At 39.7% G+C, this 26115-nt stretch carries 27 protein-coding genes and 1 other RNA gene; 17 read left to right on the top strand and 11 right to left on the bottom strand.

The window, feature by feature from the left end:
• Window positions 1-43: 43 nt before the first annotated feature.
• A complete protein-coding gene (locus tag AC27JP_RS11335) occupies window positions 44-613 on the bottom strand; it encodes a UPF0149 family protein (protein WP_487115087.1) in 570 nt (189 codons plus the stop codon).
• Between the two features lie 251 nt (window positions 614-864).
• Between AC27JP_RS11335 and AC27JP_RS11340 the strand changes: the two genes are divergently transcribed.
• Together AC27JP_RS11340 and ssrS are read left to right on the top strand one after the other, a co-directional pair.
• On the top strand, window positions 865-1170 hold the full coding sequence (locus AC27JP_RS11340; protein ID WP_487115089.1) for a cell division protein ZapA: 306 nt from the start codon (window positions 865-867) through the stop codon (window positions 1168-1170).
• A gap of 141 nt (window positions 1171-1311) precedes the next feature.
• Window positions 1312-1493: non-coding RNA, 6S RNA (gene ssrS, locus AC27JP_RS11345), on the top strand.
• Between the two features lie 390 nt (window positions 1494-1883).
• On the opposite strand, the gene AC27JP_RS11350 is transcribed toward ssrS, so the two are convergent.
• On the bottom strand, window positions 1884-3140 hold the full coding sequence (locus tag AC27JP_RS11350; protein WP_487115091.1) for an MDR family MFS transporter: 1257 nt from the start codon (window positions 3138-3140) through the stop codon (window positions 1884-1886).
• Window positions 3141-3318: 178 nt separating this feature from the next.
• Here AC27JP_RS11350 and murI point away from each other — a divergent pair, with 178 nt between their 5' ends.
• Both murI and metK read left to right on the top strand, forming a co-directional pair.
• Window positions 3319-4164, top strand: coding sequence for a glutamate racemase (murI, locus tag AC27JP_RS11355; protein ID WP_487115093.1), 846 nt, complete (start codon window positions 3319-3321; stop codon window positions 4162-4164).
• A gap of 176 nt (window positions 4165-4340) precedes the next feature.
• Window positions 4341-5528: a methionine adenosyltransferase gene (gene metK / locus AC27JP_RS11360; protein WP_487115095.1), complete on the top strand. Its 1188-nt coding sequence runs from the start codon at window positions 4341-4343 to the stop codon at window positions 5526-5528.
• A gap of 341 nt (window positions 5529-5869) precedes the next feature.
• Here the strand turns inward: metK and AC27JP_RS11365 are convergent, their stop codons facing one another.
• Together AC27JP_RS11365 and AC27JP_RS11370 are read right to left on the bottom strand one after the other, a co-directional pair.
• A complete protein-coding gene (locus AC27JP_RS11365) occupies window positions 5870-8998 on the bottom strand; it encodes an efflux RND transporter permease subunit (RefSeq protein ID WP_487115097.1) in 3129 nt (1042 codons plus the stop codon).
• A 10-nt stretch (window positions 8999-9008) separates the two neighbouring features.
• Entirely contained in the window at window positions 9009-10202 is a 1194-nt protein-coding gene (locus AC27JP_RS11370) for an efflux RND transporter periplasmic adaptor subunit (protein WP_487115099.1), read from the bottom strand.
• Window positions 10203-10654: 452 nt separating this feature from the next.
• Between AC27JP_RS11370 and rsmE the strand changes: the two genes are divergently transcribed.
• From rsmE to AC27JP_RS11395, 5 genes are all read left to right on the top strand, one after another.
• On the top strand, window positions 10655-11437 hold the full coding sequence (rsmE, locus tag AC27JP_RS11375; protein ID WP_487115101.1) for a 16S rRNA (uracil(1498)-N(3))-methyltransferase: 783 nt from the start codon (window positions 10655-10657) through the stop codon (window positions 11435-11437).
• A gap of 96 nt (window positions 11438-11533) precedes the next feature.
• Window positions 11534-12490 (top strand): glutathione synthase, encoded by a 957-nt coding sequence (gene gshB, locus AC27JP_RS11380; RefSeq protein ID WP_487115103.1) that lies wholly within the window; start codon window positions 11534-11536, stop codon window positions 12488-12490.
• A 69-nt stretch (window positions 12491-12559) separates the two neighbouring features.
• Window positions 12560-13114, top strand: coding sequence for a YqgE/AlgH family protein (locus tag AC27JP_RS11385; protein ID WP_487115105.1), 555 nt, complete (start codon window positions 12560-12562; stop codon window positions 13112-13114).
• Window positions 13114-13554, top strand: coding sequence for a Holliday junction resolvase RuvX (gene ruvX / locus AC27JP_RS11390; RefSeq protein WP_487115107.1), 441 nt, complete (start codon window positions 13114-13116; stop codon window positions 13552-13554). Before AC27JP_RS11385 ends, ruvX begins: the two co-directional genes overlap by 1 nt.
• A gap of 109 nt (window positions 13555-13663) precedes the next feature.
• Window positions 13664-14593 carry an AEC family transporter gene (locus AC27JP_RS11395; protein ID WP_487115109.1) on the top strand — a complete coding sequence of 310 codons (930 nt, stop codon included), beginning with the start codon at window positions 13664-13666 and terminating at the stop codon, window positions 14591-14593.
• A 29-nt stretch (window positions 14594-14622) separates the two neighbouring features.
• On the opposite strand, the gene AC27JP_RS11400 is transcribed toward AC27JP_RS11395, so the two are convergent.
• The 3 genes from AC27JP_RS11400 to AC27JP_RS11410 all read right to left on the bottom strand — a co-directional run bounded on the left by AC27JP_RS11400 (window position 14623) and on the right by AC27JP_RS11410 (window position 17485).
• A complete protein-coding gene (locus AC27JP_RS11400; protein ID WP_487115111.1) occupies window positions 14623-15168 on the bottom strand; it encodes a DsrE family protein in 546 nt (181 codons plus the stop codon).
• 108 nt (window positions 15169-15276) lie between these two features.
• Entirely contained in the window at window positions 15277-16404 is a 1128-nt protein-coding gene (locus AC27JP_RS11405; RefSeq protein WP_487115113.1) for a PilT/PilU family type 4a pilus ATPase, read from the bottom strand.
• Window positions 16405-16441: 37 nt separating this feature from the next.
• Window positions 16442-17485, bottom strand: coding sequence for a type IV pilus twitching motility protein PilT (locus AC27JP_RS11410; RefSeq protein WP_487115115.1), 1044 nt, complete (start codon window positions 17483-17485; stop codon window positions 16442-16444).
• Between the two features lie 69 nt (window positions 17486-17554).
• Between AC27JP_RS11410 and AC27JP_RS11415 the strand changes: the two genes are divergently transcribed.
• The 4 genes from AC27JP_RS11415 (at window position 17555) to AC27JP_RS11430 (ending at window position 20412) form a co-directional block, all read left to right on the top strand.
• The gene (locus AC27JP_RS11415; RefSeq protein ID WP_487115211.1) at window positions 17555-18235 is read left to right on the top strand and encodes a YggS family pyridoxal phosphate-dependent enzyme; all 681 of its coding nucleotides are present in this window, start codon (window positions 17555-17557) and stop codon (window positions 18233-18235) included.
• 123 nt (window positions 18236-18358) lie between these two features.
• Window positions 18359-19171 (top strand): pyrroline-5-carboxylate reductase, encoded by an 813-nt coding sequence (gene proC / locus AC27JP_RS11420; protein WP_487115117.1) that lies wholly within the window; start codon window positions 18359-18361, stop codon window positions 19169-19171.
• Between the two features lie 180 nt (window positions 19172-19351).
• The gene (locus tag AC27JP_RS11425) at window positions 19352-19900 is read left to right on the top strand and encodes a YggT family protein (RefSeq protein WP_487115119.1); all 549 of its coding nucleotides are present in this window, start codon (window positions 19352-19354) and stop codon (window positions 19898-19900) included.
• 71 nt (window positions 19901-19971) lie between these two features.
• Window positions 19972-20412, top strand: coding sequence for a DUF4426 domain-containing protein (locus AC27JP_RS11430; RefSeq protein ID WP_487115121.1), 441 nt, complete (start codon window positions 19972-19974; stop codon window positions 20410-20412).
• A gap of 98 nt (window positions 20413-20510) precedes the next feature.
• On the opposite strand, the gene AC27JP_RS11435 is transcribed toward AC27JP_RS11430, so the two are convergent.
• Window positions 20511-21407 (bottom strand): EamA family transporter, encoded by an 897-nt coding sequence (locus tag AC27JP_RS11435; RefSeq protein WP_487115123.1) that lies wholly within the window; start codon window positions 21405-21407, stop codon window positions 20511-20513.
• A gap of 107 nt (window positions 21408-21514) precedes the next feature.
• On the opposite strand from AC27JP_RS11435, the gene AC27JP_RS11440 reads away from it, so the two are divergent.
• The 3 genes from AC27JP_RS11440 to tadA are packed head-to-tail and all read left to right on the top strand — an operon-like array spanning window position 21515 to window position 23852.
• Window positions 21515-22144, top strand: coding sequence for an XTP/dITP diphosphatase (locus AC27JP_RS11440; protein WP_487115125.1), 630 nt, complete (start codon window positions 21515-21517; stop codon window positions 22142-22144).
• 7 nt (window positions 22145-22151) lie between these two features.
• Window positions 22152-23297 (top strand): radical SAM family heme chaperone HemW, encoded by a 1146-nt coding sequence (gene hemW / locus AC27JP_RS11445; protein WP_487115127.1) that lies wholly within the window; start codon window positions 22152-22154, stop codon window positions 23295-23297.
• Between the two features lie 3 nt (window positions 23298-23300).
• Complete coding sequence (gene tadA / locus AC27JP_RS11450) at window positions 23301-23852, top strand: tRNA adenosine(34) deaminase TadA (protein ID WP_487115129.1); 552 nt, start codon at window positions 23301-23303, stop codon at window positions 23850-23852.
• A gap of 54 nt (window positions 23853-23906) precedes the next feature.
• Here tadA and AC27JP_RS11455 read toward each other — a convergent pair whose 3' ends face one another.
• The gene (locus tag AC27JP_RS11455; RefSeq protein ID WP_487115130.1) at window positions 23907-24323 is read right to left on the bottom strand and encodes a VOC family protein; all 417 of its coding nucleotides are present in this window, start codon (window positions 24321-24323) and stop codon (window positions 23907-23909) included.
• Between the two features lie 263 nt (window positions 24324-24586).
• On the opposite strand from AC27JP_RS11455, the gene soxR reads away from it, so the two are divergent.
• Window positions 24587-25036, top strand: a complete 450-nt coding sequence (gene soxR / locus AC27JP_RS11460; protein WP_487115132.1) for a redox-sensitive transcriptional activator SoxR — start codon at window positions 24587-24589, stop codon at window positions 25034-25036.
• 5 nt (window positions 25037-25041) lie between these two features.
• Here the strand turns inward: soxR and AC27JP_RS11465 are convergent, their stop codons facing one another.
• Together AC27JP_RS11465 and AC27JP_RS11470 are read right to left on the bottom strand one after the other, a co-directional pair.
• Window positions 25042-25422, bottom strand: a complete 381-nt coding sequence (locus tag AC27JP_RS11465; protein WP_487115134.1) for a hypothetical protein — start codon at window positions 25420-25422, stop codon at window positions 25042-25044.
• Between the two features lie 39 nt (window positions 25423-25461).
• A complete protein-coding gene (locus AC27JP_RS11470; protein ID WP_487115136.1) occupies window positions 25462-26049 on the bottom strand; it encodes a MarR family winged helix-turn-helix transcriptional regulator in 588 nt (195 codons plus the stop codon).
• Window positions 26050-26115 lie beyond the last annotated feature (66 nt).

Raw genomic sequence — 26115 nt, forward strand, 5'->3', positions numbered from 1 at the left:
TAGATTATTCATACATTGCGAAAGTGCTTACTAATTCAAACGGTTAGTGCAGCGTCGCTTGTTCATCTTTCGATGCTGGCGGCGTACCTAACTCAGTAAAGCAAAGCAGTGCCGAAATTCTAACGTATTCAGCAATTTCAAAATATGCCTGCTCAGTATCTTCGTCTTCTTCCATTTCGTCTGATAAATTGGCAATTTCAGCAAAGTCGGTAAGCACTTCTTTAACATCATCTGAAAAAGTGGTGTTTTTAGTTTGTTGTAAACCAAAACCTAAGTTAAAACCTTCAACCCACTTTCCTAATGCGTGACCACGTTCAACAATTGAATCATCGTCATCGGGCAACATAAGTTGAAAGCTATACGATTCATCAAGAATTTGTTGCCAAATATCACTATAAATGTCTTTTATTAGGCTTTTAACCTTTGTCGGTAAACCTTCAGCGTTATTCAACATGTCGTTGACCATAGCGATATAGTCGCTACTCTCAAATTCAAAACCAGCCGAAATAAGACCAGTAAGCACACCATGAATTTCAGCAGCGTGTGCTTCAACACTTTCACTAGTTAAAATTGCTTGTGCGGAGGAAAAATCTAAAGAAGAGCTATCAGCCATAAAAATATAAATTCAATCGGAAGTATAATTGCTCTCTATCGTAACATCGGCATTGCTTCGATTCCAGAAAAAACCATAGAGATCACTTGCATAGTGTAACGCTCATGGTTATAGTTCCTCCTTATGGCGGACTAAGTTTTGGTATTTATTTACTTTTCTTACCATGACTTGCCATTAGTACAGTCCGTAGCAAGATGATATTGAGTGCTTAACTCAATCAATGAAGTTAATGCTTTGAGAAACACGACGTAATGAGCCAACACACAGTAACAATTAATGTTGCCAACAAACGACTAAAAATCGCTTGCCCTGCTGGCCATGAATCGGCGCTTTTACAAGCTGCAGATGAAATCAATAAACGCTTAGAAAAAGACACAAAAAAAAGTGCTACGATGAAAAGTCCTGAACAAGCACTAGTGATGATGTCGCTTAACCTTGCTAATGACTTAATTCAAGCCCGCACAGAGCTTGAGCAAGAGCGTGAAAAACTGCAAAGCAAAATTGAATTATTACAAATGACCATCGAACAGGCAGTTAATCCCACTAAAAGTGCGTAATGGCTTTACTGTTTCCACATAATTCATTTATCACTTAGCCATTTTGTTTAAAGAAAGTTCAATTTGTTCAAGCATTAAGCATTCAGGTCTTACAAGTAATAAAATACTTAATTCAACTGGCATTATTCGCTATAATGACTTCGTCTTCTGGGATGTTCGTTTGTGAACTATGTCCCTGAGCCGATAAGTTTTACCTAAGGATGTTGATTATTAACTATTGTGCAAGCCCGGCTCGTATCGGGAAGCCTACGGTTAGCATGATATTTCCGCCCTGAACACCCGGTGTTCAGGACTAATGTGAGCTGCGGCATTCTGGAAGTCACCTTCTTTAACTAATTTCTAGTCTATTAACACGCCATATTAGTTTGATAAAATATCAATGATATTTCCGCGCATTCTCTAAAAAAGCCCCCTGTGTTAAGTGCTAATGTGAGCTGCGGCATTCTGGAAGTCACTATCCTTTTATCATTTTCAATGAAACATCTAAGATATTTCCGCGCATTCTCTAAAAAAGCCCCCTGTGTTAAGTGCTAATGTGAGCTGCGGCATTCTGGAAATCACTATCCTTTTATCATTTTCAATGAAACATCTAAGATATTTCCGCACATTCTCTAAAATAGCACTCAATATTCAGAACAATGGAGCTGCGGCATTCTGGAAGTCATTATCTTTTTTTACTTTTCAAAGTACCCAACCTTACCAGCGATATTAAATTAGCTCTTTGCTGCAACAACTTTTTGGCCGCTGTTAGCATGCACAAACTCAGGCCGCGGTAATTTGTCTAAAATACCGTATAGATAGAAAACGATTGCACATAAGCCACCAGCAATCGTAAATAACCAGCCACCACCTAAAGCATCTAAGATCACCCCCCCACCTAACGGCGCAAGGGCATATCCTATGGAATAAAAAGACGCGGCACCAAAATATGCACCACGCAAATGTTGCGGCGCCAAGCGATCAATATGTACATTCATCGTAGGAAACAAAATGGCTTCGGCAAAGCTCATTAAGATAGCCGCGCCAATCCAGCCCCAAAACCACTCTAGTGGGTTTAATGCAAACCAAAATTGCGAAAGCGCAAGTAATACTAGCGCAAACTGGATACGGACTTCCAAGGTCAAGTTTGCCATCAACTTTAATAATAGAAATTGAAAGCAGACAATAGTGACAGAGTTAGCCACGATCATAGCGGAAATAAGTAGCACTAATTCAGGCACTTGTGCTCTGGTTAAATATTGGATTAAGGAAGAATCCATTTGTGCATAAATAAACATACATAAAACATTGGCAAAGATTAAACACTGCAATAATTTGTCTTGTTTTAATATGCTAAACGTTTGTTTGAAAGGTGTTTTCTCAACCGCGTGCTCATGGCCTATACTACCATGCTGGCTAAAGCCCCACACGAGTACCAATAAAAATAGCGCAAATGCACCAGCAGTTAAAAAGAAGCTAGATTGCTCACCCGTTAAACCAAGCCAAATCCCTGCCATTGGTCCAACAGCAGCCCCAACATTAACTACGAAGTAGCGCACCTGCATGACTAATTCTCGCGTTTTTGCCTCAGGAACAATGTCACCTATTAATGCCGATGTTGGCGGCTCCCATAAAGCTTTCGCGATAGAGCACAAAGTGATCACCACAACATAGCCAGCCAATGTTTCAGCAATTGCCAACAAAGAAAATGAAACAACATAAAGGATACCACTGGCATACATCAATTTATGTCGGCCGATGCGATCAGATAAAGTTCCGCCAAGGAAGCCTATGAATACTGAAATAATTGCCGCTGCCGATAATATCAGGCCAACTTCTGTTGCAGAAATCCCAAAGCGTTGATAAAGAATAACGGCAAGGAAAGGCCAAACCATGTAGAAACTACCCCGCGTGATAAAAGCACCAAACAGCAAAATCCACATTAAAACTGGAAATTGTTTAATTCGTGCTAGCGACACATCACTTTGCATTCAGCGACTCCTGTTACTTGTAAATTATTTTGTCCCAGCTTACTATATAAACAAAATACTTTACAAATATTTTATCTGTGTTTGCCTTCTTATATTATTATTTGATAGACCTAGTTTGCTTGTTAATAATATACTTACCTTAGCTAACTTGTATCTAACCTCAATCTATAAAGACTTAATGCCGACACTTCGCAACACAACACCTGAAATGAGTAAACAAACTTTGCATCAAAGCAGTGATCAACGGCCAATAGGCATTTTTGATTCTGGCATTGGCGGCTTGTCAATTATGCAATGTATTAAGCAACAATTACCGAATGAGCATTTACTGTATGTTGCCGACACCTTAAATGCCCCTTATGGTGAAAAGTCAGCTGAGTTTATACAACAACGGGTTAATGAGATTGCCGAATGGTTTATGGCAAAAAATACTAAAGCTATCGTGGTTGCTTGTAATACCGCAACGGTAAATGCAATTGATCAACTTCGCCAAAGTATTAGTATTCCAGTTATCGGGGTTGAGCCGGCAATTAAACCCGCCGCAAGTGCCAGTCAAAACAAAAAAGTAGCGATATTAGTCACTAAAGCGACGGCTGAAAATCAGCGATTTAGAGCATTAGTAGCACAATATCGGAATAACAGTGATGTCTATATTCAACCTTGTCCTGGCTTAGTTGAATTAATTGAGCGTGACCAAAAAAACTCTATCGACTGCAAGCTTATGTTAAAAAGTTACTTACAGCCGCTTATCGAAAAGGGTGTCGACACTATAGTACTAGGCTGTACACATTACCCCTTGGTAAAAGAATTAATCAATGAGATATGCGGTAATAGCGTTGAAATAATGGAAACCGCTCTACCCGTTACTGAACAACTGCAAAGGCAGTTAACCTTATATCGACTGCTAAACAATACCGAATACCTTGGTTCTACTACCTTCTATAGTTCAAAGAACTGCCCAACACAGCAAGAGCTTTTTTCACATATTTGGCAACAAGCTCTTTCATTGCATAAATTCCCATAAAAACTCTCTTTGCCGTCAAGACCAGCAAAAATCAAGCTATTTGAGATCAATTTGACTCAGCTCAAAGACGTTTAGCCATCTAGGCGTAAAAAACTCTAGGCAACAGTTAACTAAACAGTTAGAATATCGCTATTAAAAACAGTAGTTGTTTTTCAGTTAATTTATATAGAGGGTTTATGTCTACACACCTTTTTACTTCTGAGTCAGTATCAGAAGGTCATCCGGATAAAATTGCCGATCAAATTTCTGATGCGGTATTAGATGCGATTATCGCAAAAGACAAGAACGCACGCGTTGCTTGTGAAACTATGGTAAAAACCGGCGTTGCCATTATTTCAGGTGAGGTTTCAACTTCTGCATGGGTTGATTTAGAGAAACTAACACGTAACGTTATTAGTGAAATTGGCTACACCTCATCTGATGTCGGTTTTGACGGTGAAACTTGTGGCATTATGAACTTAATTGGCCAACAATCACCTGAAATTGCTCAAGGTGTTGACCGCACTAGCCCTGAAGAGCAAGGCGCTGGTGACCAAGGGTTGATGTTTGGTTACGCCACTAACGAAACTGCAACCTTAATGCCGGCACCTTTATACTACTCTCATCGTTTAGTTGAGCGTCAAGCTGAAGCGCGCAAATCTGGTGTTTTACCTTGGTTGCGTCCTGACGCTAAATCTCAAGTGACTTTTATCTACGAAGATAATAAACCTGTCGCTATTGATACCGTGGTACTTTCAACTCAGCATAATCCAGATATCAAACAAGAAGACTTGGTGAATGCGGTAATGGAAAACATTATCAAGCATGTGTTACCAGAAGAGTTATTAACACCTGACACTAAATATCACATTAACCCAACAGGTCGCTTTGTTATTGGTGGTCCAGTGGGTGATTGTGGCTTAACAGGTCGTAAAATTATTGTTGATACTTATGGCGGTATGGCGCGTCATGGTGGTGGTGCATTCTCAGGTAAAGATCCATCAAAGGTTGACCGCAGTGCCGCATACGCGGGCCGTTATGTTGCGAAAAACATTGTTGCAGCAGGCTTAGCTGACCGTTGTGAAATTCAGGTTTCTTACGCTATTGGTGTTGCTGAGCCAACTTCAATTTCGGTTGATACCTTTGGCACCGGTAAAGTCTCTGAACAACGTTTAGTTGAGCTGGTGCGTGAGCATTTCGACCTACGCCCATACGGCATCACTAAAATGTTAGATCTGCTTCACCCTATGTATCGTCAAACGGCGGCCTATGGTCATTTTGGTCGCGAACCTTTTGAAATGACAGTTGGTGATGACACTTTCACTGCCTTTAGCTGGGAAAAAACAGATAAAGCAGAAGCACTGCGTTTGTCAGCTGGTATTTAGTAATTTAACTATTGTTAGCGAAAAGCCGTTGCCTTATAAAAGCAGCGGTTTTTTTATACCTAATTTAAATAGTCATATTCAAAGCGATAAACCTCACTCTGTCACATAACTATTTCAAAGTATTATCAACATTTAATCGACAGTAGTGGTATTTATGTCGAGTTCAAGGCGTTTAAGTGTGCGCAATAACGCGTTATTGGCAACTTAAACAACGTAGCAAAAGGCTTTAATTGCGCTGCTGTAGCATTTCGCTTATCCCGAGCTCAGGTTAGCTAGTGAGTTTTCGCTGAGAACATAAAAAAGCCTCCATATAGGAGGCTTTTTTAATAAGTGACTATACCTTAACTAACACTCTGTTCTTCAACTACCGCATCACCTTTAATGTACTCACGCATACGCTGAATTATCATATAAAAGTAAGGGACCAGCAAAGTACCAAATATAGTTGCGGCAATCATACCGGCTAATACCGTTAAACCTAGTGAAACACGACTTCCAGCGCCAGCACCAGAGGCAAACACTAACGGTAAAACACCAAGAACAAATGACAATGCCGTCATCAATACCGCACGAAAACGTAAGCGGGCAGCATTTAATGCCGCATCAAATATACTATGGCCTGCAGCACGTTGCTCCATAGCAAACTCCACTATTAATATGGCGGTTTTCGTTGATAAGCCGATCAAGAGTATTAAGCCCACTTGAGCATAAATATTATTTGCCATACCAACCGTATACAGCGCTAACATAGCACCAAATAATGCCAATGGCACCGCGGCAATAACTGAAAATGGAATAGTCCAACTTTCATATTGCGCCACCAAAAATAAGTAGACAAAAATAATCGCTAAACCAAATAAGATTGGCGCTAAATTACCCGCTTCAATTTCTTGTTTAGATTGCCCTGACCACTCAAACACATAACCTTGCGGTAGTTTAGCTGCTAACTCTTCCATCGCGGCAATGGCTTGACCTGAAGAATATCCTGGCGCCGATTGGCCACTAATAGCGGCACTTCGATACAAGTTAAAGTGGGTAATACTTGTTGGCCCAAGAATCGGCTCAAGTTTCGCTAAGGTCGTTAATGCCACCATTTCACCTGCACTATTTTTGACATAATAATGACGTAGGTCTGATGGGTCTTTACGAAACTCAGCTTCAGCTTGTAACGTTACTTTATAGGTACGACCAAATTGACTAAAGTCATTAACATACATAGAGCCAAGTTGAGCTTGCAGGGTAACAAAAATATCTGATAACGCTACCCCTTGTGCTTTCGCTTTATTGCGGTCAACTTCTAAAAAGTATTGCGGTACATTAGCGCGATAAGTACTAAATACACGACTTAGTTCAGGGCGATGATTGGCTTCATAAATTAAACCATTCATCACTTGCGCTAAATTAGCTGGACTGCGACCTTCACTATCTTGTAGTTTAAATTCAAAACCCGAACTATTACCTAAACCAGGGATCGGTGGTGGGTTAAATATCATAATTTGCGCATCAGGCATCGCCCACAACTGCCCCATTAAGCGGCCAATAACAGCACCTAATTTTAATTCTGGTGTTGTACGCTCTTCCCAGTCTTTCAGCATAATAATACCTAAAGCATTGTTGGAGCCTGAGCCACCAATTAATGAAGAACCAGAGACCATAATTACGTCAGTAACTGCAGGGTCTTGCTTAATAATTGGCGTAATTTTCGCAAGTAAAGCTTCGGTTCTATTGCTCGAGGCCGCATCAGGTAGTTGCACATCTAAAAACACATAGCCTTGATCTTCAGCGGGAACAAATGCCGTAGGAACTTCAGCCGTTAACCAAGCTGTTGCGCCAAACATAATTAATACCAGTACACCTACGCGTGCGGCTCGTTTTAGTAAGAAATTCACCCCTGATGTATATGAAACTGTTGTGCGACTAATTAAACGCTCAAAAGGTGCTAACCATGTCACAGGTTTCATTTTCTCAGCACTTAATAGTACCGAACATAATGCAGGACTTAAGGTTAAGGCGTTAACCGACGAAATTAATACCGCAAAGGATATCGTTACTGAGAATTGTTTGTATAGTTCTCCGGTTATTCCCGGCATAAACGCCACAGGAACAAACACAGCTAATAGTACTAGTGTTGTCGCGATAATTGGCCCAGAAACTTGTTCCATGGCTTTTGAAACCGCTTCTTTAATTGGCAAGCCTTCTTCTTTCAAGATCCGCTCAACATTTTCAATAACTATAATGGCATCATCCACGACAATACCAATGGCTAAAACTAAACCAAATAATGTAATGGTATTAATTGAATAGCCCATCAATTGCATGAAGGCAAACGTACCAATTAAAGAAACCGGAATGGCAATAGAAGGAATAATGGTCGCGCGCCAATTCTGTAAAAACAAAAACACTACGAGAATAACTAAACCAACCGCCTGATAAAGCGTTACTTTAACTTCATCAATAGAACGAACAATAAACTCAGTGGTGTCATATGGAATAGCGTACTCTAGGCCATCAGGAAATCGTTGCGACAAGTCTTCCATTGCTAATTTTACTTGCGCGGCAACTTCGGTGGCATTGGCATCAGGTAATTGGTAAATCACAACAAAAGCAGTTTCATCACCATTTAAACGGGCTTGTACGCCGTAGTTTTCAGAGCCTAGCTCAAGACGTGCAATATCACCTAAACGGATAAATTTACCATCAGAATTAGAACGAATAATAGTTTGCCCAAACTCTTCAGGTGTTTTTAAACGCCCTTTCGCTTGAATAGAATATTCAAATTGTTGGTTCGGTAACGACGGGCTTGCCCCAAGCTTACCAGCAGCAACAATTAAGTTTTGCTCCTGCAAGGCTTGTTGAACTTCAGCAACAGTTATTCCTAAAGAAGTCATACGATCTGGATTTAACCAAGCTCGCATACTATAGCTCATTTCGCCCATTACGGTTGCCGCAGCAACACCGGGAATTCGCCCTAATGGCTCAGTTAGATAATTGGTTGCATAATTACTTAAAAACAACTGATCAATGTTTTCTTGCCCTGAATACAAAGTTATCGCCATCAGCATCGAGCTAGACTTTTTCTTAACACTAACCCCTTGCTGAATAACTTCACTTGGCAAAGAGTTTTGTGCTAATGCCACGCGATTTTGTACATTAACTTGTGCAATATCGTCATCAATACCCACTTTGAAAAATACCGTAATCGTCGCCGTGCCGTTATTTGACGCCGTTGATTCGATATAAAGCATATCTTCAACGCCATTAACCTGTTCTTCAATTGGCCGTATAACAGACTCTTCGACAACTTGTGCACTTGCGCCAGGATAAACGGCGGTAATTTCTACCTGCGGCGGGGTAATTTGCGGGTACATATTGACTGGTAATAACAACATGGCGATTAGACCTGCCAGTGTTATCAGTATTGAAATAACAAAGGCAAACTTAGGCCTATTGATAAAGGTTTTACTTATCATTATTTGCCCCTTACTGTGTCAAATAATCAGAAATAACACCGGTTATAGGGTCAACACGTTTGTCAACAGGTCCTACTTCAATGCCATTTCGTACTTTTTGTAAACCTTCAATGATCACGCGTTCATTTTCTTTTAAGCCTGATTCAACCAACCACATGGCATTAATGCGACGACCCAGCTTAACAATGCGCTGTGCGACTTTATTTTGTTCATCAACCACTAATACAAACTTACCTTGCTGATTTTCTTGTACTGACGCTTGTGGAATGAGTGCCATCTCTTTTTTATCTTTACTTTCAGCCACTAAAGTAACAAATAGCCCAGGTAAAATTATGTCATCTGGATTTTGAAAAATAGCTCTTAACTCAACCGTGCCCATACCTTGTTCAATTTTAGTATCGGCAAATACAATTTCACCTTTTTCAGCGTAGGTGGTGTTATTTGGTAAACGAAGGCTGATGTCTAATTCGTCTTTCACATCACCTTCATTAGCTTTTTTACCTTGCAGGTATGAGATAAATTCACTTTCTTCCACACCAAAACTAACATACATAGGGTTAGTTGCTGTTAATGTTGCTATTGATCCTGTTGACGGGCTAACAATATTGCCAATACTAAAGTTCACTTTACCGATATGGCCGGCGAATGGCGCGCTAATAGTGGTGTAACTTAAGTTCAGCTCTGCTTGCTCTAATGCCGCTTTTGCAACATTAACCGCCGCTTTAGATTGCGAGTCATTGGTGATTAATTTGTCTAAATCAGATTGAGAAATATAACCTTGCCCTGCCACTTCCTTACCACGTTTTAAATCACGGGCCGCACCTTCTGCGCCTGCAACTTTACTAGTCAAATCGGCTTTGGCTGATTCAAGAGCTGTAATATAGGTTGTAGGGTCAATCTTTAGTAAAACTTGCCCTTTTTCTACTATCGCCCCTTCTTTAAATAAGCGCTTAACCAACTCGCCCTCTACACGTGCCGTTAATTCGACTTCTTTCGAGGCAACGGTTCGAGCAACAAATTCACGATAGTCACCAATGTTATCCATTGATACGACATAAGTAGAAACCGCTGGAGGTGGCGCTTGTTGAGCGACTTGTTCTTTTTGGCCGCAGGCAGATACCGTCAGCAATGCTGCAATAAGGGCAGCACTTTTAACAAAACGTAGCGACGAAAATTTTGACAAATTATTCAGTTGAATGGGCATCAACTAACTCCTTTAAACACGTAGTAAGATAAACCAGAATATGGCTTTATTTTTATAATTAAAAATATAGTACAACAGTTGACATTAAATATCGTAAACATTTGTAACTTAAGCAACAATTTATGCAAATTATCGCTATTGCTGTAAAACAACTCTCTGACCAAATTAGAGCCAAGTGTCATTATGATTAATAATAGCTACTTCTGAACTATTTTCATTCTCACGTATTCAACCACAAGGCTAATATCACAGCATAATGAACTATTTTTCCTATAGACAATTGAAATTTAGATAAGTTGCCCTTACTTTACAGGCTATATAAAGGACACAATTTAGCATAGATATCTTGCACAACACTTTCACAACCAAAGGAAAGTAACTGGATATTGAATTGTGCCAAAAGCGCACACGCTAGTAAGTAAGTGCAAAAAATATAACCATGGATAATATTTATGCGTAACCCTAGAATTTATCAAGCACAACACTTTACCCTAGGGCAAATACAACCCTTGAGTGACGACGCTTTTGGACACGCAGTAAGAGTTTTACGCCTAAAAGAAGGTGACTTCATTACCTTATTTAATGGCTTTATTGAGCAAAGCAGCGAGCAAGACGGTAATCAAAATAAAGAGCAAAACAACTATTTTGAGTACCAAGCTAAACTTTGCAATGTTAGTAAAAAACGGGCCGATATAGAAATTATATCCAAAGACTTAGTTGCCAATGAATCACCATTAAACATTCATTTAGGCCAAGGGATTTCTCGCGGCGAACGTATGGATTTTACCCTGCAAAAGTCAGTGGAGCTTGGCGTAAATACCATCACACCGATATTTACAGAACGCTGTGGTGTAAAGCTCAACGGCGAGCGTTTAGAGAAAAAACGTGAGCAATGGCAAAAAATAGTCATCAGTGCTTGTGAACAAAGTGGCCGATGCACGGTCCCAATGGTTAAGCCCGCAATTTATTTAGACGATTGGCTAAAACAAGAAACCAGCGCATTAAAACTAAATTTACACCCTAAAGCGCAACATTCAATTATGAGTTTACCAATTGAAAACCAACGCGTGCGTTTACTTATTGGCCCTGAAGGCGGTTTAAGTGACGATGAAATAGCACGAGCAAACAACGCAGAATTTCATGACGTTTTACTCGGGCCACGGGTATTGAGAACAGAAACCGCAGCATTAACGGCAATATCAGCGCTACAATGCCGATACGGTGATTTAACATAAGTCATTAAGCCAACTAGTTAAAACAATAAGTTTTGCTGGCTAATTAAGATAAAAAAGTGCCTTGGCATTATTCATAAACAAACAATAGGAAAAAGCATGAGCATTAAAATTGGCGTTGTTATGGACCCTATTTCTCAGGTCAATGTAAAAAAAGATTCTTCAATGGCAATGATGCTTGAAGCCCAAGCACGTGGTTATGAAATTTACTACATGGAGATGCAAGACCTTTATTTAGAACAAGGTGTTTGCCGTGCGACAACAGCAAAAGTAAAGGTGTTTAACGACCCTGAACATTGGTACGAGTTAAGCGAACAAGAAGATATCAATGTTGCTGATTTAGATGCGGTATTAATGCGCAAAGATCCGCCGTTTGATACTGAGTTTATTTACGCGACTTATATGTTGGAGCGTGCTGAGGTTGCAGGCACATTAATTGTTAATAAGCCACAAAGCCTGCGTGATTGTAACGAAAAACTATTTACCGCTTGGTTCCCTGAATTAACGCCGAAAACCCTGGTAACACGCAACAATCAAAAAATAAGAGCATTTCATAAAGAAAACAAAGATATCATTATCAAACCGCTTGATGGTATGGGAGGTTCTTCCATATTTCGTATTGGCGAAAATGATCCAAATGTCGGTGTTATTCTCGAAACTCTAACAGCACATTCAACACAATATGCTATGGTTCAAGAGTACATGCCAGAAATTGTCGACGGCGATAAGCGTATCTTAATCGTTAACGGTGAACCTATGCCGTATTGTTTAGCGCGTATTCCCGCCCAAGGTGAAACACGTGGTAATTTAGCTGCCGGTGGTCGTGGTGAAGCTCGGCCATTAAGCGCTAGCGATAAACTTATTGCCGAAACCATAGCTCCAGAGTTGAAAAAACGTGGCTTATATTTTGTTGGCTTAGATGTTATCGGTGATAAAGTTACTGAAATCAATGTCACTAGCCCGACTTGTATTCGTGAAATTGAAGCCGCATACCCAATAAATATTAGTGGAAAATTGATGGACGCCATTGAACAAAATATTACCCGAAAAAATTAATTTGATTATCAATCAACGCTCTTAATTGAGCGCTCATCAACCTTATTTTATTAGCAACAGGGGAATTTTATGGATAGTTTAGAAAATCAATTATTAATCGCTATGCCGAGTTTAGATGACTCTTATTTTAATAAAACCGTTACCTATATTTGCGAACATAATGCCGAAGGCGCCATGGGATTAATTATAAACCTGCCAATTAACGTCTCGCTCAACGAACTATTAACGCAAATTGACGAAGATAAAATTGACATACCAGAATTAGACCAACAAGTATTAACTGGTGGCCCGGTTTCTCAAGATCGTGGTTTTGTACTGCACAGCACACAGTCTGGCTGGAGTAGCTCTTTGGCACTAAATGATGAAGTGATGATCACCACCTCAAAAGATATTTTAATGGCATTGGGTACTGAAGAAGCACCTGAAAAGTATATGGTCACGCTTGGCTATGCTGGCTGGGGTCCTGGCCAGTTGGAAGAAGAAATTAAAGAAAATTCATGGTTAGTCACGCCTGCCGATGAAGATATTTTATTCAACACTCCAATTGAACAACGCTGGAAGAAAGCGACCACTATGTTAGGCATTGACTTAGCACATTTATCTAACGAAATTGGACATGCGTAATGGCGAGTAAAACAGCGGTAGGCGAACGAACCGTACTCGGTTTTGACTTTGGTAAAAAGTATATTGGTGTCGCTGTTGGCCAAGAACTCACCGGCTTAGCTTCTCCATTGGGCTCGGTTAAAGCCAATGACGGTATTCCACACTGGGATAGTCTGACCAAGTTCATTAATGAATGGCAACCTGACTTTATTGTAGTCGGTTTGCCACTCAATATGGACGGCAGCGAGCAACAATTAACCTTAGACGCAAAGAAATTTGGTAATCGAGTCTCTGGACGTTTCGGCGTCAAAGTCGAATTTCAAGATGAAAGACTTACCACAGCAACAGCAAAAGAAGCGCTATTTGCCCAAGGCGGGTTTCGTAACTTAAAAAAAGATAATATCGATGCTGAATCAGCAAAATTGATTATTGAAAGCTTCTTTGAGAGTCAATATTCCTAAGCGCATTGCTTAGTTAATTTTCAACAAGCGTTAAAGCCTAGTTCAATTATTTAAGCCAAACTTATAGCGACTATAAGTCAAACATCAACCGAGCATAAAATAAAACCATATGAGTATTATTGCGATTATTAGCCCACTAATTATGGTTGGCTTGGTTGGTTATTTCACCAGCAAAAAAAACGTGTTCAGTAAAACGCAAATTGATACGCTAAGTAAATTCACCTTTACCTTAGCCATACCAGCATTTCTATTTCAACAGCTTGCCAATGCCGATTTGAGTACAGTTGATGTCTCCATTTACGCAGCCTTTTATCTGCCAGTATTATTAGTCTTCGGAGTGGGGTGGCTATTTAACTTTTATTTTCATCAAAAGCTACACAGCAATACACCTGCGTCCGCCGTCTATGCACTTGCAACTAGCTATTCAAATAATGTTATTGTTGGTATGCCAGTGGCGTTAATGGTATTAGGTGAACAAGTATTGCCAACCATATTTTTAGTGGTCAGCTTGCATAGCGCTTTATTGTTTGGCCTAACCAGTATGTTGGCAGCAAAGAATGGTCAATTTAATTGGCGACTATTTTTAAAACAGACTTTTTACAATCCGTTCTTAATTGCGATAATTACCGGATTTATAATTAATTTGGCAGGATTAACCTTACCTAGCATGATCAATGATAGCTTGTTACTGCTAGGCCGCCCCGCCATCACATTGGCACTTTTTTTACTTGGCGCTTCGTTAGCGTTTTACCACATCCGTAGTGAAATCAAGTTTATCCTGTCGGCAAGTATTTTAAAGCTAGTTTTACTGCCGGTACTGGTATTTATTGCATGCCATATTATTTTTCAGTTCCCTGCAATGATCACCGCAACTTTAGTGATTTTAAGTGCCAGTCCAACTGGTGTTAACTCATACCTTATTGCTAAACAGCAAGGTAAACACCAAGAAACTGTTGCTGGCATTGTTGTGGTCACCACAGCATTATCGATTGTTACCCTACCATTGCTACTTTGGCTGCTAAGCAACTACATTTTATAGTGACATCAATTTACAACAATTAGTGCAATTTAAAATGGATTAAGGTGGTAGCCATTATTATGTAAAACCGCATGGGCGGTCATCGCTGAAAGCGCCATTTTCACACCGGGTTGTAACATCTCATGACTGATATCGTAATAAGCGGCAGATTGGCCACATAGGTAGATTTCCACCTGATTTTCCATCAGCCTTTTCAGTAACTTCGCATTGGCATTATCTTGCTGAAACTTTTTTTGATAAAGCTCATTTTTAAGTAAATCAAAGCCCGCTTTACCATGTACCACTAACGCCAAGTGTATATTTTTTGCTTCAATACCATTAGCAGCATGCATATTAATAAATCGGGCTAATGTTTCAATTTTCCGACTCACTTTGCCAATGTTACTTTGCTCACTAATATCAAACGCGACTTTTAATTTACTGCCTTTCTCCAACACTAAATCTTGCTGCACACTGGCATGTTTACCATAGTTTTTAATCACCGGACCGGCAGCAAATTTATCAGCCCCAGCACTAGCAAAATTAGCCGTTGTTAAGCCTAACGTAATAACGAATAACCGTATTGCTGATAACATTGAACCATCCTTTATTTTTGATTTTATCTTGTCATTGTTGCGCTATATAAACAAAAAAGCATGCCGAAATATGCATGCTTTAACTGTGTTTAAATAGGGGCTGTTGATCTAATTTTCTTTCGGCTCTAAACCATCAATGGTGACGCCCGATAATGAACCGGTTCCCCCTTGATCATTACTGCGCAATTTAATCATTAGACGAAGATCATTTGGTGAATCCGCATGGTGCAAGGCATCAGCATAGTTAATCAAGCCTTGTTGATACAAGTTAAACAAAGCCTTATCAAAGGTTTGCATACCTTGGTCGGTAGACTTCTCCATCACTTCTTTAATGCTACCGATTTCACCTTTTTTGATCAATTCAGCAACGTAGGGAGAATTAAGCAATATTTCAATGGCTGCCACCCGGCCGTTACCGTCACGCGTTGGAATTAATTGCTGGGCTACAATGCCGCGAAGATTTAATGCTAAGTCAAACAACAATTTACCATGTTGCTCAGCCGGCACTAAATGCATGATGCGATCAATGGCTTGGTTAGCATTGTTAGCATGTAAAGTGGCAATACATAAGTGCCCTGTTTCCGCGAAACTTAAGGCATGTTCCATGGTTTCTTGGTTACGAATTTCACCAATTAAAATAACATCTGGCGCTTGACGTAACGAGCTTTTTAACGCGGCATCAAAACTCTCGGTATCTAAACCCACTTCCCGTTGGGTCACCATGCACTTGCCGTGTTCATGAACAAATTCAACCGGATCTTCAATAGTTAGAATATGACCTCGTGAATTCTTATTACGATAACCAATTAAAGCCGCCATCGAGGTCGATTTACCGGTACCAGTACCACCAACAAATAACACTAAGCCACGTTTCGACATCACCACATCTTTTAATACTGACGGTAAGCCTAAATCATCCGCTTCCGGAATTTCAGTTACAATTCGGCGAACAACCATGCCTGCCATATCACGCTGCCAAAATGCCGAAACACGAAAACGGCCAATACCTTCAATTGAAATAGCAAAGTTACATTCTTTGTTTTCTTCAAACTCCAATTTTTGCTTTTCTGACATAGCATCGTGAACTAAACCGAGCGCTTCTGCTGGTGTTAGAATCTGCTCATCAATGGCAGTAAGCTCACCATTGATTTTTGCACTCACGGCAAGCTTAGCGGTAACAAACATATCTGATGCTTCTTGCTGCACCATTTTCTCTAACAAGTCATTAAAATTCATTTAATTGCCTTTTCATTTATCTGATACTGCTATGGTACTAGTAACCCATAAATTGGTTTTTATCTTGTGCTTTTTCCATGGCATCTTGTTTGGTGATCATGCCGCGGTTAACTAAATTTTGTAAACACTGATCCATAGTCTGCATGCCATTAGACATACCGGTTTGAATGGCAGAATACATTTGGGCAATTTTATCTTCACGAATCAAGTTACGAATGGCCGGAACCCCCATCATAATTTCATGCGCTGCGACACGGCCACCGCCAACTTTTTTCACTAAGGTTTGTGAAATAACCGCCCGCAATGATTCAGACAACATTGAGCGCACCATAGCTTTTTCTTCACCTGGGAAAACATCAATAATACGGTCGATGGTTTTAGGTGCGGAAGTGGTATGTAAGGTACCAAACACTAAATGACCCGTTTCAGCGGCGGTCATCGCTAAGCGAATGGTTTCTAAATCACGCATTTCACCAACAAGAATAACATCGGGATCTTCACGCAAGGCTGAACGCAGGGCAGCGCTAAAGCTTAAGGTATCACGATGAACTTCACGTTGGTTAATCAAACAAGAGTGGCTATCGTGAACAAATTCAATCGGATCTTCGATAGTTAGAATATGATCGTGCTTATGTTTATTAATATAATCAACCATAGCCGCTAAGGTGGTTGATTTACCAGAGCCGGTTGGTCCTGTAACAAGCACTAAACCACGTGGAAACTCAGATATATCACGGAAAATATCCGGGCAGCCCAAATCATCTAATGACAATATTTTACTTGGAATGGTACGAAATACGGCCGCAGGACCGCGATTTTGATTAAAAGCATTTACCCTGAAACGGGCTAAATTAGGCACTTCAAAAGAAAAATCAACCTCTAAATTTTCTTCATACTCTTTGCGCTGGCGGTCATTCATAATATCATAGACCAAAGCGTTAACATCTTTTTCATCAAATGCTGGTATATTGAGTTTACGTACATCACCATCAACGCGAATAGACGGGGGCGTCCCCGATGATAAATGTAAGTCGGAAGCATTATTTTCCACACTAAATGCGAGTAATTCGGTAATATCCATACAAACCTCTAAGTCGAATTAATAATTGATTTAACAACTGTATAAGTCATGAGAACTGAAATAAACAATATGATTGCTATTAAAGATAATATTGCTGAAGTTGAACTGCAAATTTCTTCTGCCTGTCAACAAGCACAACGCAATATTAATGAAGTTACTTTGCTTGCGGTAAGCAAAACCAAATCGGTTGCAATGATAGAACAAGCATACGATGCTGGTCAGCGCGCTTTTGGCGAAAGCTATGTACAAGAAGCGGTTGAAAAAGTTAACGCTTTGCAAAATAAAGCTGATATTTCGTGGCATTTTATTGGTCCAATTCAAAGCAATAAAGCCAAGTTAATTGCCAACCATTTTTCTTGGGTACATAGCATAGACAGAGCTAAAGTCGCAAAGCGCCTTAATGAGCATAGGTCTGGTCAAGATACCCCGCTAAACATTTGTTTACAAGTGAATATTAGCGGCGAAGAAAGTAAATCAGGGGTTTTGGTAAACGAGCTACCGGCGTTACTCGACACAATTGCTGAATGTGATAACTTATGTCTTCGGGGCTTAATGGCGATTCCTGAAAAAAATGCCCCTCAGGCCAGCTTTATCGAGATGCAAAATTTATTTAAAAAATTACAAAAGCAATATCCAAGCATGGACACCCTGTCAATGGGCATGTCGGCCGATATGCAGTTTGCTATTAACGCGGGTTCAACCATAGTGCGCATTGGCTCAGCTATTTTTGGTGCCCGAGCGCAAAAATAATAATTATACAAAAGTCGTCTACTCGTTGAACAATGAGTTCGATACACTTAAACAAATTCAAAATTACTGCTGATGGTTCGCATATCGAACATGGCGGTAGAACAATTAAATATTAGGATAGACATGAAAAACATAGCATTTATTGGTGCTGGTAATATGAACGGCGCAATTATTTCCGGCTTAGTTCAAAATGGTTACCAAGCTGACAACATAATCGTATCAAACCCTTCCCCAGAAAAACGATTAGCATTAGCAGAGCAACACGGTATTCGACACAGCCAAAGTAATATTGACGCGGCAAAATTTGCTGATGTCATTGTCCTCGGTGTTAAGCCGTTTTTAATTAGCGACGTTTGCCAGCAATTAAGTGCAAGTATCGACTTAACAGGAAAGTCATTTATATCGGTTGCTGCTGGTACTACGCTTGCCCAAATTGAACAAGCATTGGCTCAACCATGCTCAGTTTTTAGAACCATGCCAAATACGCCAACCCAAATTGGTCAAGGTGTTACCGGTATTTTTGCCAATGCTAAAGCAACAGACGATGAAAAGGCATTTACTGAAACACTAATGGCCTCGGTGGGTATGGTTAAGTGGCTAGAAAGCGAAGAGCAAATTGATCACATTATCGCAGTATCTGGCTCTGGTCCAGCCTATTTCTTCCTATTTATGGAAGCCATGGAAAAGCAAGCGCGCGCCTATGGTTTTAATGAAAAAGATAGTCGAGAGCTAGTACAACAAACTGCTATCGGCGCTGCCAAAATGGTGATTGAGAATCAGCAACCTATTGGTAAATTGCGTGAAAATGTCACTTCAAAAGGTGGCACAACTCAAGCGGCAATAAGTGCGTTTGGTGAAGGTGGTTTGGAACAACTTGTAACAAAAGCAATGAATTGTGCATTGGATCGTGCTAAAGAAATGGCGCAAAATAGTTAATCGTATTACTATCGCCATGGTTAAAGTATTAATGTCTTGATATATCAGTTGAGTATATCTTGTTTTTAATATTTTATTGCAATTAGCTAACTTGCTATTAAGTTTATTCTTGGAAGTTAGAAAATAAACTATAGCTATTGCAGCATGGTGAGATCCCTTTTCATAATTTTGGAGTTTTAAATGGAAGCAATAAATTATTTGCTTAAATTTGCCTTTGACGCGTTATTAATGATTTTAGTGTTACGGGTTTGGTTACAATTAGTTAGAGCTGATTTTTACAACCCACTTAGCCAGTTTATCGTCAAAGTAAGTAATCCATTAGTGATCCCTTTGCGTCGAATAATTCCAGGTTTAGGTGGCATCGACTTATCGACAATTATTTTAGCTTATCTGGTAGCCACACTAACCTTTATCATACTACCTTTGCTAAATGGCGGCCCCATTGACTTTGTCATGGCCTTCTATTTAGGACTTATTTACCTGATTAAACAAACCGGCATGTTACTGTTTATTATCATGTTAGTCATGGCATTGATGAGTTGGGTGGTGCAAGGCTACAACCCTACGCAAATGATATTTCACCAACTAACAGCGCCAGTTTTATCGCCGATAAGACGAATTATCCCGAGTATCGGTGGACTAGATCTATCTGTGCTTATCGCCTTTTTGCTATTAAACGTTGTAAATATATTATTGCGCGGTTGGATACCATATTGGGCAATGATATAGCAGTTATTTTATCCTAACTGAATTAGTCGTATATACTTAACCTAAACGACTTAAATTTTAAGGTCATAATCATGAAAAGTATCATAAATAAACTCGCGTTGATTGGTTTCATCGCGCTGTCATTTATCAGCTCAGTCAATGCTGAAAATATGAAAAAAATGGATGATATTAACGTTCATTACATCGCGATTAACTCAACGTTTTTAACCCCAGAAATAGCGAAAACTTATGGTTTAGAACGTAGCCGTTATAAAGGCCTAGTCAACATTTCGGTTTTAGATAACACGCAAAAAGATACTCCCGCTAAAACCGTAATCATTAATGGCAAAGCACGTAACGATGTTGGTCAAATAAAATCACTGGATTTTACAGAAGTAAAAGAAGGTAATGCGATTTATTATTTGGCGCAGGTAAATTACGCCAATGAAGAAACCATTTATTTTGATATTAATATCAGTGATAAAGGTAAACAGCATAACTTAAAGTTTTCACAAAAGTTTTATGTTGATTAATAGTGTTAAGACAAATTATCGACTCTGAGCTAAATCGCTTTTAATAAATAAAAAACGGCAACCTAGTTGCCATTTTTTATTTTAGTAACAAGCTCATATTAAACGCGTCTTATATTAAGACGTTGATAAAATTTCTCGCCAAAGGTATTGACCAATAACCCCACCATCACAACAGTGATGCCTAATATTTGCTGACTTGACATACTCTCCCCTAACAGTAAGGCCGCCGATACCATACCAACAACAGGAACTGCTAATGTCAAAGGCGCAACTTGCCCGGCTGGATAGTGAGTGAGTAAATAGCTCCATAAGCTATAGCCGATAATAGATGCTGCAATGGCTAAATAAAATAACACCACAAAGCTTAACCAATTCAAGTTTAATAAACTTTGCCTTATAGCATCTTCTCCTTCAACTAAATAACTCGTCAGAAAAAAAGGTAGCATGGCTAGCCAAGAAGACCACACTACCAGACCAATATTCGCCCGATAGCCTCGCTGGTTTATCATCCTATTTACCACATTTCCCATGCCCCAAGCTACGGCAGCAGCAATAGTAAGTGCAAAACCTATTAAGGTCATGTTACCCGATTGCCCTGAATAACCAATGATGACTAGGCCAATTGCAGCAATGACCATAGCCAAAACTTGATTCAGCTTTATTTTCTCTTTTAGCAAAATCACAGAAAATATTAATGTAAACAGGGCTTGTGATTGCAGCACCAAAGACGCTAAACCCGCCGGCATACCAAATGCTAAGGCTGAAAACAGTAATGAAAACTGTCCGAAGCATAAGGTAAACGCATATAAGGCCATCCAGCGCCAAGGGATATCAGGTTTACGGATAAAAAAGCTGCCGAGTATTGCCACCAATAAAAACCGCAGGCCCCCCATCAATAATGGCGGCATAGACTCTACCCCCCAAGCGATGATGATGAAGTTAAAACCCCAAATAGAAATGATCACTAACGCAATCAATGTATCTTTAAACGACATATTACCTCTAAGTTGTGGGCTATAGCTTATTAGACGCTCCCTCTTTGCCTTAGATTAAGGTATTATGCGCGCCATTGTTATGATTTATTTATTCTAAGGTAGTAGTGATGTCGACAATCGTATTAGCCACTGGCAATCAAGGCAAAGTCAAAGAGCTGGCCAACTTATTAGCCGAGCAAAATATAACAATAAAGCCCCAAAGTGAATTCAATGTGCCAGACGTTGCTGAAACTGGAACTACCTTTATTGAAAATGCCATTATCAAAGCTCGTCATGCCGCAAAAATAACCGGTTTACCTGCCATTGCTGACGACTCGGGTTTAGAAGTAGATGCCTTAAATGGTGCTCCTGGCGTATATTCAGCACGTTATGCCGGTGAAAATGCTAGTGATGATGACAACACCAATAAACTGTTAGCGGCATTAGAAAATGTGCCAGATGAAAAACGTACAGCTCGCTTTCATTGTGTACTTGTTTACATGCGCCATGAGCATGATCCTACGCCTCTGGTTTGTCATGGCGTTTGGCAAGGTAGTATTTGTCGTGAAAAATTAGGTCAACAAGGTTTTGGCTATGATCCTGTTTTTTGGCAAGAAGCAGATAAAATGACCTCGGCGCAATTGCCGAGAGCGCTAAAAAACAAACTGAGCCATCGTGGCCAAGCATTACAGCAATTGCTACCACTTATTGGCAAAGAGTTCGCAAACGGTTCAGCGACTCCAACAACAGAAGAATAATCGTAAAATGCTAATTGCCCCACCGCTATCACTATATATTCACATACCTTGGTGTGTTGAAAAATGCCCGTATTGTGATTTTAATTCGCACGCGTTAAAGCATGCGATCCCTGAGCAAGATTATATTTCACAACTTTTGTTAGATTTAGATAGTGATATAGCACGCTTTAATTTACAACAACGGCCACTACATTCCATTTTTATTGGCGGCGGCACACCCAGCTTATTTTCAGCGCCAGCAATCGAGCAATTGTTAACACAAGTGCTACAACGCTTTGAACATAAAGCCGACATTGAAATTACCTTAGAAGCAAACCCAGGCACGGTTGAAGCAGAAAAATTTATTGGCTTTTTTAATGGTGGTGTTTCCCGCTTGTCGGTTGGTGTGCAAAGTTTTGCATCAGAAAAACTGATCAAACTTGGCCGCATTCATGATAGCCAACAAGCAAAAACCGCAGCCAATCTTGCTAGCGAATGTGGTGTGAAAAGCTTTAATTTAGATTTAATGCACGGCTTGCCGGATCAAACTGTAGCGCATGCTCTGGATGATTTAAAAACTGCCATAGCTTTAAAGCCGACCCACATTTCTTGGTATCAATTAACTATTGAGCCTAATACCGCTTTTCATTCAAGGCCACCTAAATTACCGCAAGATGAAACGCTGTGGAGTATACAGGACCAAGGCGTTGCCCTGCTTGAGCAAGCAGGATATCAACAATATGAAATATCCGCTTATAGTAAACCTGATTATCAATGCCAGCATAACCTAAATTATTGGCAATTTGGTGACTACCTGGGGATTGGCTGTGGCGCCCATGGAAAAATCACCGACGTCAATGAACAACAAGTTTATCGAACGGTAAAAGTAAAACATCCTAAGGGCTATTTAGATAAAAATAGAGTAGCACTCGATAAGTTACATACCGTTGCCAATGAAGAATTGCCTTTTGAATACATGATGAATCGCCTGCGTTTATATTCTGGCTTTTCTTTAGTTGAATTTCAGGCACGCACCGGCTTAAGCGAACACGCTATTTTGCCAACCTTACAGCAAGCTCAGGCAAAGCAGCTAATGGAGTTTGATGGTAAACTTTGGTCAGTTAGTAAATTAGGCCATAGATATTTAAATGATTTACTGGAAATGTTTTTATAAACAATGACTGATAACACCTCACAATTTAACGATAATTTATCGACAACTAGTGAATTTTCTATAGAAGATGAAATATTCATGCGTCGGGCAATGGCTTTAGCTAAAACGGCTGAAAGCCATAATGAAATCCCAGTTGGTGCTGTTGTTGTTTGCCAAGGCAAAATTATTGGTGAAGGCTTTAACCAATCAATCATGAATAACGATCCATCAGCTCATGCTGAAATGATGGCCATACGTGATGCCGGTAAAAAAATACAAAACTATCGCTTATTAGATTGCACACTTTACGTGACGTTAGAGCCCTGCCCTATGTGTGCGGGCTTATTAGTTCACAGTCGTATTAATCAGCTGATATTTGCCAGCAAAGACCTAAAAACCGGTGCTGCTGGTAGCGCTTTTAATTTAGTAAACCATGAAAAGCACAATCATCAGCTTAACGTTAAAGAAGGCCTGCTAGCGGTAGAATGCAGCGCCATGCTTTCTGCCTTTTTTAAACGCCGCAGGGCAGAAAAAAAGGCAGAAAAACAAGCACAGCGAGCATTGAAAGACGACTAAGTTTAGCATACAGTTGTTGTTCGTCGCCAAAGCTCGACGTTATTACTAAGAGCACTAATAGTCATTTCTTTTGCCGACAGCTTCTGTTAAATATTCAACAAATTCAATTTCATAACCATCAGCATCGGTAAAATAAGTATTGTTACGAATACCCGGTGTGCCTTCGCCCTTTTCAGCATTAAACCCTGCGGCAGCTAATCGTTGGCTTACTTTTTCCAGTTCATCAGTCACAAAGGCAAAATGGCTTAAACCCACTTGAAAACCACTATTATCGCGAATGTCACTTTCCCCATGATCACTCAAGGCCAAGTAAAGGTAATCGTCACCAAAGTGCAACCAGCGTCTTGGTTTTCCGTGCCATGACGACTTGCCTTCACCACGAACTTTCCACTGTGGAAAAGCGGCTTGGTAAAATGCTAATGCCTTTGGAATATCCTTAACAACTAAGTTTAAGTGCTCTAAATACAACATAATTATTTCCTTCTATTTTTGCTTTTTTCAATTTTTACTTTACTCATCGACATTATTTGTTCGCTAACGTTGCGCAATATAACTTTAAAGTTTTCTGTACAAGAGCTGCTACTTGCCACTGGTTTTGTGAAGCTTTGATTTTTTGTTGTTGGTTGATATTTTTCATTATTTTCTTCCCTTGAGTTAATGTTGAGCTAAGCATAAAACCTCAAGTACCCTTGAGGTAAAGCATTATTTTTAATAAAATATAAAAAGGAGAAATTATGTTAGAAGAAGCAAATTTAAGTGTTGGTAAAGTAGCCAAGCGTTGTGGAGTAAAAGTGTCTGCCTTACATTATTATGAAAGCTTAGGGTTAATCAAAAGCTTACGAAATAATGGTAATCAACGACGTTATAAACGTGAAGTGCTTCGACGCATTTCTGTTATTAAAGCCGCACAGAAAATGGGCGTAACTTTAGAGGAAATAAAACTCGCTTTTGCAAATTTACCGGATAAAAGAACACCGACAAAAGATGATTGGCGACAGTTATCTCGCTATTGGCAACAAGGGCTTAATAAAAAAATTGCTTACTTAGAGAAATTGCGTGATTCACTCGACGGTTGTATAGGCTGTGGCTGCCTTTCAATGAAAAATTGCCCAATATACAATCCAGAAGATAAACTTGCTGAACAAAATGATGGTCCGGTTTTACTTGAAAAACAACTTGAATAACAAGGTTATAATTGTGTCGCTAACCACTGTTGGGCCTCTGCTAAATTACAAAATTCACGACGATTATTTGATTCTAACACCGCCGGCTGTTCATTTTTAACGATATCAAAGTACAGTTTTTGACTATAAACAATCGCGCGAGCAAGACAATTTTGTTTATTTAACCAACGCAGAAAATTGTTCGAAATTTGGTGCGCTTCTGGGGTACTGCCCTCATAACCCATGCAGTCGAGTAAAACCACAAAACTTCGACCATTGAGGCTTTCTATATAGTTTTTCATTTGCTGACAAACGGTTGCTGTCGCATGCTCATTAAAAAGCTCCGCTAAGCTGACCGTTAGCACTTGTTCAGCTAATGTTACCTGATAACTTCCATGTTCAATCATACTTAAAAGTTCCTTTCTCAAGTAGTTATTTATTATGACTTACTGATCTTGGCTTTTTTTGTACCAACGCAATAGCTCTTTTTGATCTGCCGGTATTTCTAGGCCTTGATTAACAAAAGATAACGCTTGTTGTGCTAATAGTTGCTCAGCTTTCGCTTCTATTTTTGTTAAACACTGAAACAGACATTCCCTCTCTTTGGCAGATAAAACACTTTCTAACGCCTGTGCTCTTGGCTCGATAGCAGAAATTAATTGCTCGTATAAGCGCGAACCAAGTTCAGTTAAGCTCAAATATTTAATATTTTTACTTGCCGGATCAGGCTCTGCGCTAATCAATTGCTTTGTTAATAGCACTTTCACCGCACGACTGACATTGGAAGAATCAATACGGGACTGATAAGCAATATCTGCCGATTTAATCGGCATATAAGAGCCAATATTCAACAATACTCGTAACTCTCTAGGCTCTAAATTAGATAAGCTACGAATGCTTAAGTCCCTATTTAATGCCAGTAAATTACTCACAACAGCCACACGAAATGGTAAGTGATTAGATAAATCTAATGGCTCTGCATTCAATGCGGACAGCTCAAATGCTTGCTCTCTAGCTGATAAAGAAATAGTCACACCTTCCTTAAAACTCAAATTGGCAAACTCACTTTACCTTGTCAGACCATTTGACACAATTAATAT

The organism is Colwellia sp. SU-HH01172, assembly GCF_057553355.1.